A 10,703-nucleotide genomic window follows, 5' to 3' on the forward strand; every position below is an offset into this window, starting at 1 on the left:
CGGTTAGATCACCCCGTCGAATTTTCGGTGATCGAATGAGCGTTGACGACAGGCCTTTAGCATCGTTCCGGGTCTCGATGCGAGACATCGACATCTATGGTCATGTCCACAATTCCCGTTATCTCGACTATTGCGAGGATGCAGTCGTCGAGTTCCTGCGGCAACGGCAAATTCTCAGCCATTTCCGCCACACCTCTTCCGGCGTCGCCTACCACGTGAAGAAGGCGGAGATCACCTTTCACAGGCCCATCGACCTTGACGATGTTGTCGAGGCAAAGGTGGACGTGGAGAAAATCGGGCGCACGAGCCTGTCCTTTGCGATCGAACTCTTTCGCCAGCGCGATGGCGCCCATTGCGCATCGGCGCATTTCGTCTGGGTCTGCGTCGGCCTCTCCGACAGCCGCCCGACGCCGATTCCCGAAACGACCAGAGCCGCTCTGTCTCCGGGCTGACGGCCGATCATTCAAACCCGCGGGTGTCCATGCCGATCCATGTGCAGCTTCTTCGACATGCAACGGAGACACCGGACAAGCCGGCGCTGGTGATCGACGGGCGTTCGCTCAGCTATGGCGAGCTCTATGTCCGCGCCAAGGCAATTTATCGCTTTCTCCAAGATCTCCCTCGCTCGAACCGCCGCACGCTCGATCTGCCCGGTGTGGAGAAGCTTGCCGCTCTCAGCCTTGGCAACCATATCGCCTTTGCCGAGTATTTTGCGGCGGCCACCGCCTACCCAAATGCCTGCGCGGTCGTCGACCCGATGATGCCGGCGGAAAGAATCGAACGCATAATCGAGCGGCTGGTGCCTGACGTTTTGATTGTCGACGACGATGCTGGACCAAGCGCCGAAATTGCCCGAAGACTTGGCATTCCCGTCATCGCTGCCGGAGCGGAGGCTTTCGACCTCGCCTCGACGCAAGGTGAAGCCGAGCTGCCGGTCGATGCCGATAAGATCTTTCTGATCGGCTTCACGTCGGGGACCACTGCCGAGCCGAAAGCCTATTGTCGCTCGCGCGAGCAATGGCGCCGGAGCCTCGATCGCGGACGCGTCGTTTTCGAGCTCGAAGACGCCCCCTCGACAATGTGCCCGGGAGCCTTGGCTCATGGCCTGGCGCTTTATGCGCTGGTCGAAGCTCTTGATGCCGGGGCAACCTTCCATTCAGTCCGGAAATGGGAGCCTAGTGCGGTCGCACGCGCCCTCTTCTCGGAAGGGATCGAACGGCTGGTCGCCGTTCCCACCCATATAGCCGGGATTGCCAGGGCCTGGACGGGTGAACCGGCCCTGGCCTCCCTGCGTGATGTCCTCACTGCCGGCGCAAAGCTCGATGTCAACGGTGTCGAATCCATGCGCCGCCTGTTTCCGAAGGCGCGCATCCGGGAATATTACGGCGCATCCGAGATTGGTTTCATGACCGTCTCGACCCTCGCGGGCGGCGAGATCGATTTTCCGATCGACCGGGTCGGACGAGCCTATCCCGGCGTGGAAATCTCCATTCGCGACCCCGATGAAAAGGATGTCGGGATCGATGTGGCGGGAACCATATTCGTCAGCAGCGACCTGATCGCGGATGGATATCTCTGGGGCGATGACGGTCAGGCCTTCCGGGTCACACAAGCCGGAGCGACGGTTGGAGATCTCGGCGAACTCGATGCCAATGGCATGCTGCGGGTGATCGGCAGGGCGGGCGGCATGATGATATCAGGCGGCAACAACGTTTATCCCGCCGAAGTCGAGAGTGCGCTCAAGGCCTGCCCCGGTGTAGAGGATGCCGTTGTCTTCGGGCTGCCGGACGCCTATTTCGGCCAACGGATCGTCGCCGTTGTCTCGGGAGAGACGATGGACCCGAAAATCCTGGCCGATCATTGCGCGCAGATGCTCGGGAAGTACAAGATCCCCAAGCAATTCTACCATATAAGGTCCTGGCCGATGACGAGCAGCGGGAAAATCTCGAGGGGGCAAGTGGAGCGGGCCGTGGTTTCTGGAGACGATCTTGTCCTACGCCTTTCAGCCTGACGAGGATTGGCAGCCAGTCGTGGTTGCCGCCTACCGGTCGCCGATCGGCCGGGCTTTCGGATCGCTTGCGACTGTCGCGGCGGAAGACCTGCTTGCGCCGATCATTCATCGGATCCTTTCCGAAACGGGAATTGCCCCCGACACCATAGACGACGTTCTGGTGGGCAACGCCGCAGGTGGCGGTGGAAACATCGCGCGGCTGGCAGCCCTCACCGCAGGTCTGCCCATGGCGGTTCCGGGCGTGACTATCGATCGGCAATGCGGCTCGGGTCTGGAAGCGATCATCACCGCAGCCCGTCTGATCCAGGCGAAAGGCGGGTCGTGCTTTCTGGCCGGCGGCGTGGAGAGTGTCAGCACCGCGCCATGGCGCGTCGAAAGACCAAAGGCGAATGGGATGCCGCCGCGATTTTACGGGCGCGCCCGGTTTTCGCCTGAAACGATCGGCGATCCGGAAATGGGAATTGCCGCCGAAAACGTCGCGCGGCAGTTCGGCATAACGCGCCAGAGACAGGATGAATTCGCCCTGCGCAGCCACCGGCTCGCCGTGCAGGCGGCCGAGGCGGGCATCTTTCGGCCCGAGATCGTTGAAATTCCCACCAGCCATGGTCAGATCGAACGGGACGAATGCCCACGTGCCTCCACATCCCTCCCGGCGCTCGCAAACCTCCGGCCGGTCTTCCTGGCCGATGGTTCGGTGACAGCAGGCAATGCCTGCCCGCTGAACGACGGCGCCTGCCTGGTACTTGTCATGAGCCGCGCAATGGCGAGAAGCATGGGCATCGAAAAGGGCCTTGCCTTCATCGATAGCGCCGCTGCCGGTGTGGATCCCAATCTGCTTGGTATCGGGCCGGTCGCCTCGACCAGGAAGCTGCTGCAGCGTCAGTCCGGGCTCTCGCTCTCCGACATCGATGCCATCGAATTCAACGAGGCCTTCGCGGCCCAGGTTCTGGCATCGCTGGATCAGCTCGATATTCCTGCCGATACGATCAACAGGAACGGCGGAGCGATTGCCTTGGGCCACCCGTTCGGGGCGTCCGGCGCAATCCTCGTTACCCGACTATACAGCCAGCTGATCCGCGACCTCAGCGGATGGGCGCCGGGCGCGACCGGCCTGGCCATGATCGGTATCGGCGGAGGCATTGGGCTGACCGCCATGTTCGAGGCTACCCAGCTTTCCTGACCAAAATAGGGTAACGGCATCCGGCGCGCGACCATACGACGGTATTGCTTTCCCTCACCCTTGAACCAATCGACTACAACCCCGCTCGCGTCATAGCCTCCATTTGCTCGGGAACGACATGTCTGTTGCTGGAGCGGATGAGGAGCAAAGCATGTCGCAGTCAGATACCAACATCCTCGCTGATGAAGCTTACTTTTCCCACACTCGACCGGATGCGATTGCCTTCGATGCAAATTCTGCCGACGGCATATTCGGCGTCGTCCACGATCTGGGCAATCTGATCCAGGTCGCCACCTCCGCGCTGAACATGATTTCACGCAGTCCGGACATCGAGATGGCCCCTACCCTCCTGCCGATCTTCGCCAGTGCCAGGATTTCGCTTCAGCGTGCAGGAACGCTCGTTCAGCAGACGATGCGCCTTGCGAGCGACGGCAATGCCGCCGCCGAGCCGGTCGACATCAGGGCTTGCCTGATGGAGATCGAAGCCCTGGCCAAAGCGACCTGGGATCGCAATATCGCGTTCGAGATATATGCCAGCGAGACGCTTCCGATCTTCCGATGCAGCCGCGTAGGGCTGCAAAGCGCCATTATGAACCTCCTGCTCAACGCGCGCGACGCCATGCCGGATGGCGGCGTGATTTCAATCATAGCCACCTCCATCGACGACGAACGCGCCGCAGCCGGGATCGAATTGCGGATTTCGGACAATGGTCTCGGGATGACAGAAGATGTGCTACGCAGGGCGAGCGATCCGTTCTTCACGACGAAAGCATCGGGGCTTGGCGGCCTCGGATTGCCGATGGTGAATCGATTCGTTCGGGAAGCACGGGGCCATCTCCGTCTGGAAAGCGAGCTCGGCCGAGGCACGGTGGTGACACTGCGATTGCCCGTCGAAGGCTGAGGCCCAGCAATCCCGGGCCAAATTCATGGCATAGCCGGGCGAAGCTTTTCGCCAGGCTCATTCCTAACGCAGCTGTCAGGCGGCGGCGCGTTTGTGATCTGCCGGATGCTGAAGCCGAAAGCCGATCGCCAGCCTGTTCCAGGCGTTGATCATCGCAACACCGATCGAAAGGGCCACGAGCTCGTCATCCGCGAAGTTGGCGTGTGCCTCTTCATAAACATCATCCGGCGCATGGCTTTTCGCGATCTGAGTGAGAGCCTCGGCCCAGGCGAGTGCGGCCCGCTCCCGAGTGGTGAAAAGCTGCGACTCCCGCCACGCGTTCAGAAGCAGCAGCCGGTCATCCGTTTCGCCGAGCTTCAGCGCGTCCTGGCGGTGCATGTGCAGGCAGTGAGCGCATCCGTTCATCTGGGAAACGCGCACCTTGACGAGTTCGAGCAACTTCGGATCGAAGCTTTTGGCAATCCAGCCTTCAACGGCCACGAGGCCGTCGATGCCGCTGTTCTTATGGGCCATGAAGTTCAGACGCTTGATCATTCTTATCTCCATCGTGAGAGCATTGATGACGCAAGCCTCGGCTTGCAGGCAGTGAATACGCCTTGCCTTCCGGGTCGACCATCTGCCCCAACGGTTTATCAAGCCGATGCCTGTTGACGTCATGTTCCGCCATTTCGGCCAGCTGGCCTACTGCGTTGGCATAGGGTGACAGCGACCGAGGAAGAATAGTTTGGGACCGCGATCCGGCGCATCCTCCTGCCCATCGGTTACCGGCCGCACCGGCGACGGTCCCTATGAAGTCGCTTCGCTCATTGGGGACGCGGTGGGCATGCCGAGCAGTTGCCTGCTCACCTTCAGGTCACCAGAGGACATCCTCGTAAAGGACAAGGAGACTAAACATGAAAATCGTCGTTATCGGCGGCACTGGCCTCATCGGCTCCAAGACCGTGGAAAGATTGCGTAACAAGGGGCACGAGGTGTTGGCGGCTTCGCCGAACTCGGGTGTGGACACGATTACCGGCAAAGGCCTGGCGGAAGCGCTCGCTGGAGCACAGGTGGTGCTCGATCTCGCAAACTCACCCTCGTTCGAGGACAAGGCCGTCCTGGAATTCTTCCAGACGTCGGGCCGCAATCTGCTCAAGGCAGGGGCTGCCGCCGGCGTCAAGCATCACATCGCGCTGTCGATTGTCGGCATGGAGCGGCTGCAGGGCAGTGGCTACATGCGCGCCAAGATGGCCCAGGAAGAGCTGATCAAGACTTCCGGCATACCCTACACCATCGTGCACTCCACCCAGTTCCATGAATTCATGGCTGGCATCGCCCAGTCGGGTACCGTCGGCCAGACCGTGCATCTGTCGCCGGCTTATGTGCAGCCGATCGCCTCGGACGACGTCGCCGACGTCATGGCCGAGGTGGCGCTCGGCACGCCTCTGAACGGCACGATCGAGATCGGCGGGCCCGAGAAAGTCCGCCTCACCGAAATCGTGACGCGTCTCTTCAAGGCGACGAATGATCCGCGGCAAGTGGTGGCGGATCCGCATGCCCGCTACTTCGGCGTGGAGCTCGAGGATAATTCGCTCGTGACCGGCGCCAAGGCGCGGCTTGGCCAGATCCGCTTTGACGATTGGCTGAGCCGGCAGCCGCCCCAGAAGAAGAGCGCCTGACACCGGGCGCCAAGCGACCCATTCCCATCAACTGAGGAGACCAGACATGCTCAAAAAAATGATCTCGGCAGCAGCGCTTGCGATTGTCCTTGCCGCCGGCACTCAGGCTTATGCCGCAGGCGGCGACGCGAAGGTTCGCGTCGTTTTCGACCAGAAGCTTCCCAATGTTCCCGGCAAGAGCATGCGGGCGGTGCTCGTCGAATATGCACCGGGCGGGTCGTCGCCCGGCCATACCCACCCGGCCTCGGCCTTCATCTATGCGACCGTTCTCGAAGGGGCGATCACCAGCAAGGTGAATGACGGGCCGGAGAAGGTCTATAAAGCAGGCGAAAGCTTTCCCGAATTTCCGGGCGATCATCACGCCGTCAGCAAAAACGCCAGCAAGACAAAGCCGGCGCGCCTGCTTGCGGTCTTCGTGCTGAATACCGACGAGACGGAACTGACGACCGACGACAAGTGACGTGACCCACGATGCCCGGCACCGCCGGGCATCGATTTCTCCCGCCGCATCAGGCGCCCTGCAGCGCCAGTTCCAGATCCGCCACCAGATCATCCGGATGTTCGATGCCGATCGACAGCCGGATCGTCGATTCCAGAACGCCGATCCGCTCCCGGATATCGGCGGGCACGCCGGAATGCGTCATGGTTGCCGGGTGGCTTGCGAGCGACTCCGTGCCCCCGAGGCTGACCGCGAGCTTGAAGATCTGCAGCGCGTTCAGGAATTTGAACGAGGCGGGCTGACCGCCGCGGATGTCGAAAGAGAAGGTGGAGCCCGCGCCGCTGCATTGCGCGATGAAGGTCCGGCCGGCCGGCGATTCCGGATCGTGGTAGGGCAGGTAGTGAACCTTCTCGACCTTCGGGTGATCTCGCAGAAAGTCTGCAACGGCCCGCGCATTGCTGTTGGCCCGCTCCATGCGAAGCTGCAGCGTTTCCAGCGAACGGCCGAGCATCCAGCAGGAATGTGGATCGAGCTGCGTGCCGATCGCGCCGCGCAGGGCCTTGATCTGTTTGATCACCGCCTTGCGACCAAGAACGGCGCCGGCGATCAGGTCCGAATGACCACCGACATATTTGGTCAGCGAATAGAGCGAGATATCGGCGCCGTGCTCGATCGGCCGCTGGAAGACCGGTCCGAGCAGGGTGTTGTCGCAGACAATGATCGGCATATGGCCCTGTCTTGCACCAATCATGTCGGCCACGCGTCGGATCATCGCGACATCGACCAGACTGTTGGTCGGATTGGCAGGCGTCTCGATCAGGATGACGGAGACGCGGCCCTTGGCCATCGCCTCTTCCGCCGCCTTTTGCACCGATCCTTCGCTGACGCCGTCGGCAAATCCAATGGCGGCGACGCTGAAGTTCAGAAAGGTCTTGGCCAGCAATGTTTCGGTTCCCCCGTAGAGCGGCTGCGAATGCAGGATCGCATCCCCCGGCCGGACGAAGGCGAGCAGAGTCGTGGCTATCGCCGCCATGCCGGATGAAAACAGCACGCCGCTTTCCGTCCGTTCGTAGACGGCCAGCCTGTCTTCGACGATCTCGCTGTTTGGATGGTTGAAGCGCGAGTAGACGAGGCCGGCCCCCTTCCCCTCGGGCGGCTCGCGGCGGCCCGACACGTAATCAAAGAAGTCGCGGCCATCCTCGGCTGTATTGAAAACGAAGGTGGAGGTGAGAAACACCGGTGGCTTGACCGCCCCTTCCGAGAGTTCGGGATCGTAGCCGTAGTTCAGCATCTGCGTCTCGGGATGCAGCGCATGATTGCCGATATGGGTTTTGGAAGGATGCGGGGCGGTCATCAACGTCTCCTGTGTCGGGACTGCAGAAATGGCAGAATACATCAAAACCATATGAGAGGAGCAATCATCGCGGTCAGCTTATGGTCTTGCCCAGAGTGTCGGCGACATAGGCCCCGCGCGATCCCATCGGCAGCGGCGCTCCCGTCGTCGTGTCCTTCGCGGTCTGATGCTCCAGTTCGGCGTTCAGCTCGCCTCCGATGATGAGAATGACGACCGAAAGCCAGATCCAGATGAGGAAGCCGATCAGTGCGCCGAGTGTGCCGTATGTCGCGTTGTAATTGGCGAAATGATCCAGATAGTAGGAGAAGCCGAGAGACATGGCGGTCCAGGCGACCGTGGTCAGAGCCGCGCCCCACGTCATCCACCGGAGTTTGGCAGGCTCCCGGCTGGGGCCGAAGCGATAGACTGATGTAACGGCCACAGCGACGACCAGCAGAAGCAGCGGCCATCGCATGAGAAGGGCCATGTGCTCCTTGAATTGATCGAGCCAGAGATAGGAGAGGACAACAGGCATGACCCCGACGAGCGCCACCATGACAATTGTCAAAAGCATTGCGCACAAGGTGAAGCAAAGGCCGATCAGGTTCAACCGGACAAGCCCCCGCTTCTCCTCTTCCTCATAGGCGACGTTCATAGCGTCGAAGATCGCCAGCGTGCCGCTATGCGTGCTCCAGAGGGCGATGCCGAGACCGACAAAAAAGGTGATGCCGAGCGTAGCGTCGCGACGATCGACGAGTTCCTTGATCTGGTCGGCAAGAAGATCGAACGCGCCTGATGGCAGAAGGCCAGCCAATTCGCGAAGATGTTCGGATATGGTGGTCGGATCTGCAACCAGCCCGTAGAGTGATACCAAAGCCGCCATGGCTGGGAACAGCGCCAGCAGCAGATAGAAGGTCACGCCCGCGGCAATCAGCGTGACCCGGTCGGCGAGGACCTCGTGGAAGACGCGCCAGAACACGTCGCGAAGGCCGCTGAAGGGAATAGCCTCGGGCGTGCTAGCGCTGCGGCCATGATCGTCACCCGCGTGACCGACATCCGCAGATGGGGCAGCCGACCTGCGCTCCGTCGCCTGCATCAAGACAAATGCGCCGATCGCTGCGGCCATGATTGTCGCCGCAATGGGGAATTTCTTGAGGTGAAGCACATCTGGCATGAGGATGTTCTCCGATCTGGTGCGGAGATAACGCGGCGTGCCGCTAAAGGATGCAAGCCGTTGCTTTCCTGCGGACATTTAAGCAGGGGCGAGGTCAGTCAGGTTCCCGCGGTCCGGGTCAGGCGGCAGGGATCGGAGGTGATTGAGGGCTCGTCAAGCCGCACCGCCACTGCGCTCGGTTACCGCCTAAGCAACGGATCTTAGGGAGTTTTAGAAATTACAACGCATTGATATTACTGCGTTCGCCTCCAGCTGCGGAAGTGAACTCGGTCTTTAGTTCCTTTGCTGCGTTGTGCTGTTTCTTTTTCGCAAGTCTACCGATGGGGCGGCTTGGCGGCCGCGAGACCGGTGCGCAGCTCCTATCGAGAGCGCGACTTGGACCTGAATCCCACTGCCGTCCGATGCTGGCGACCGCGACGCGCTGTGTAGCAAGCCCGACAAAACAATAGCGCCGGTGACAATGGCCTGCAATAGCCGTCTGCGTTATCAACGGCCAAATCCAAGGCCGACCCCTGCGAGCCGATTGCTTTCGCTCGGCGCGCCGCGTGGCAAAGCGTCGTCGCGACCTAGATAGTGACCTGCCCGCGGAGGCGAGCTCGATAGCGATGGCGGTTGCTTGATAGCGTCTCGGCAATCGGCAGAACGCGCACCGACCAAGTCGCCACGCGAAAGCAACCGCGTGGCAATGTGGCGGAGACTTAATGCGCGCGTTGCTCGGGACATCGGCCAGCTCGCAGCCTGGCGCCATGAGCCATCGGCGGCCCCTCCCCGACCGCGACTGGAGGCGCTGCTCGGGCAGTTCATTGCTGGGCATCTCGCGCATCCCTTTTGGAGGCAGGGGATCATCTACCGGCATATAGGCCGGGATTAACGCAGGTCTTCCATATGCTAGAGAGCGAGGATCCACATGTCATCAAATGGCGTGCATCGAAGGCGGGCGCCGCCCTATCTGTGGCGGCGCGCCATGGCGTCACGGCCGGCTATCCCAGTCAAGGCGAACTCGATGCTGCCTGCCCCCACATGCGCTCGGCTCGCCACCGCAAGCAATTGGCGATCGTTGTCGCTGGGGCATGTGCGCTGACGGACGGTCGGCCGATATCAGCGGTCGCCCGTTTGGACAACGAGTTGATACGTCGGAAAGCCTCGGCATTGAGCTCCCGATCACGTAGGGTCGAAAGGCAGCCCCTCCCCTGTCGCGTGATCCCTCCGCTCGATCACGTGGAAAGTCGGATGCGACGACGTTCCGTCGGTCGGCCATCGCACGGAAGGTGCAGCTTCAATGACGGCAGGACAGTCGATCCTCCAGTCTTCCCTCAGGGGAATCCAGGAACCCCCGTAGGCCAGTTATCGCCCGATCGTGCCGTTGTCCGCGGACAACCGGTTGATCAGCCCGGCAGCTGTCAGGTCGTTTGCACATGAGTTGGTACCCGCGGCAATTGGTTTGCGCGACCGGGAAAATATGCCCGATATCGCGCTACTGATGGACGCTGTGACCTTGCGGCACTGTGGCCGCCTCGGTGGCTCTGCCTGGTGTCGTAGAGCGGCCGTTTCCTGCACCTCGCCGAGCAGGCGTGGAGGTATTCGGCTCCAGCGCTTCCGAAGAGCCCTGTCGGGTCTGCCGACAGGATCGCGTTCCCCAGAGCCTGCCACCGGTTTGATGAAGAGCAGAATTGCACCCATTCAAGGAGACTGCGCGCTGCGGCTTCACTCTCCGAATGGGATCCGCGACAGGGGTGGCAAGGCGCCGCCGCGGTGTCGTTGTCGCCGCTTTTTCGTCTCGCTGGAGGGGCGGCAATCGAGGCCTCCCGTCCCGCGGCGTTAGGCTGTTTGGCTCATGGCGATGCTTTGGTCCGAGCAGATCGGTGGGCGGCGGCTCCGTCCTTCGAGCCCCTGCGGCGCGTCTTTGGGGGAAGCTGGAGAGGGGCGGCACGTGAGGGCTGCCAATCTGGCATCCTGTGAGCCCGAACTGCATCGATCGGCTCGTCCGTCCAAGCTATATCGATTGGT

9 protein-coding genes are annotated in these 10,703 nt (G+C 61.5%); 6 read left to right on the forward strand and 3 right to left on the reverse strand.

Annotated elements, in window-relative coordinates:
* Positions 1 to 35: 35 nt before the first annotated feature.
* The 4 genes from AB8B31_RS25045 to AB8B31_RS25060 all read left to right on the forward strand — a co-directional run bounded on the left by AB8B31_RS25045 (position 36) and on the right by AB8B31_RS25060 (position 4,092).
* Entirely contained in the window at positions 36 to 452 is a 417-nt protein-coding gene (locus tag AB8B31_RS25045; protein WP_018516923.1) for an acyl-CoA thioesterase, read from the forward strand.
* A gap of 29 nt (positions 453 to 481) precedes the next feature.
* Positions 482 to 2,011, forward strand: a complete 1,530-nt coding sequence (locus tag AB8B31_RS25050; protein ID WP_026242344.1) for a class I adenylate-forming enzyme family protein — start codon at positions 482 to 484, stop codon at positions 2,009 to 2,011.
* On the forward strand, positions 1,989 to 3,191 hold the full coding sequence (locus tag AB8B31_RS25055; protein ID WP_018245473.1) for a thiolase family protein: 1,203 nt from the start codon (positions 1,989 to 1,991) through the stop codon (positions 3,189 to 3,191). Before AB8B31_RS25050 ends, AB8B31_RS25055 begins: the two co-directional genes overlap by 23 nt.
* 151 nt (positions 3,192 to 3,342) lie before the next feature.
* Positions 3,343 to 4,092 (forward strand): sensor histidine kinase, encoded by a 750-nt coding sequence (locus tag AB8B31_RS25060; protein ID WP_018245472.1) that lies wholly within the window; start codon positions 3,343 to 3,345, stop codon positions 4,090 to 4,092.
* Positions 4,093 to 4,167: 75 nt separating this feature from the next.
* Here AB8B31_RS25060 and AB8B31_RS25065 read toward each other — a convergent pair whose 3' ends face one another.
* Positions 4,168 to 4,626, reverse strand: a complete 459-nt coding sequence (locus tag AB8B31_RS25065) for a carboxymuconolactone decarboxylase family protein (protein WP_018245471.1) — start codon at positions 4,624 to 4,626, stop codon at positions 4,168 to 4,170.
* Between the two features lie 359 nt (positions 4,627 to 4,985).
* Between AB8B31_RS25065 and AB8B31_RS25070 the strand changes: the two genes are divergently transcribed.
* Both AB8B31_RS25070 and AB8B31_RS25075 read left to right on the forward strand, forming a co-directional pair.
* A complete protein-coding gene (locus tag AB8B31_RS25070) occupies positions 4,986 to 5,750 on the forward strand; it encodes an SDR family oxidoreductase (protein WP_018516925.1) in 765 nt (254 codons plus the stop codon).
* Between the two features lie 46 nt (positions 5,751 to 5,796).
* A complete protein-coding gene (locus AB8B31_RS25075) occupies positions 5,797 to 6,210 on the forward strand; it encodes a cupin domain-containing protein (RefSeq protein ID WP_018245469.1) in 414 nt (137 codons plus the stop codon).
* Between the two features lie 49 nt (positions 6,211 to 6,259).
* Here the strand turns inward: AB8B31_RS25075 and AB8B31_RS25080 are convergent, their stop codons facing one another.
* Both AB8B31_RS25080 and AB8B31_RS25085 read right to left on the reverse strand, forming a co-directional pair.
* A complete protein-coding gene (locus AB8B31_RS25080) occupies positions 6,260 to 7,543 on the reverse strand; it encodes a cystathionine gamma-synthase family protein (protein WP_018444596.1) in 1,284 nt (427 codons plus the stop codon).
* Between the two features lie 73 nt (positions 7,544 to 7,616).
* Positions 7,617 to 8,696 (reverse strand): YihY/virulence factor BrkB family protein, encoded by a 1,080-nt coding sequence (locus tag AB8B31_RS25085; protein ID WP_018516926.1) that lies wholly within the window; start codon positions 8,694 to 8,696, stop codon positions 7,617 to 7,619.
* Positions 8,697 to 10,703: the final 2,007 nt, after the last annotated feature.

This window comes from Rhizobium sp. 62_C5_N11_2, from assembly GCF_051811185.1.
Taxonomy (GTDB): Bacteria; Pseudomonadota; Alphaproteobacteria; order Rhizobiales; family Rhizobiaceae; genus Rhizobium; species Rhizobium leguminosarum.

What these genes read in the sequence shown, in the direction of transcription:
- AB8B31_RS25045 (WP_018516923.1), top strand. Translation starts at nt 36, where the DNA reads ATGAGCGTTGACGACAGGCCTTTAGCATCGTTCCGGGTCTCGATGCGA.
- AB8B31_RS25050 (WP_026242344.1), top strand. Translation starts at nt 482, where the DNA reads ATGCCGATCCATGTGCAGCTTCTTCGACATGCAACGGAGACACCGGAC.
- AB8B31_RS25060 (WP_018245472.1), top strand. Translation starts at nt 3,343, where the DNA reads ATGTCGCAGTCAGATACCAACATCCTCGCTGATGAAGCTTACTTTTCC.
- AB8B31_RS25065 (WP_018245471.1), bottom strand. Translation starts at nt 4,626, where the DNA reads ATGATCAAGCGTCTGAACTTCATGGCCCATAAGAACAGCGGCATCGAC.
- AB8B31_RS25070 (WP_018516925.1), top strand. Translation starts at nt 4,986, where the DNA reads ATGAAAATCGTCGTTATCGGCGGCACTGGCCTCATCGGCTCCAAGACC.
- AB8B31_RS25075 (WP_018245469.1), top strand. Translation starts at nt 5,797, where the DNA reads ATGCTCAAAAAAATGATCTCGGCAGCAGCGCTTGCGATTGTCCTTGCC.
- AB8B31_RS25080 (WP_018444596.1), bottom strand. Translation starts at nt 7,543, where the DNA reads ATGACCGCCCCGCATCCTTCCAAAACCCATATCGGCAATCATGCGCTG.
- AB8B31_RS25085 (WP_018516926.1), bottom strand. Translation starts at nt 8,696, where the DNA reads ATGCCAGATGTGCTTCACCTCAAGAAATTCCCCATTGCGGCGACAATC.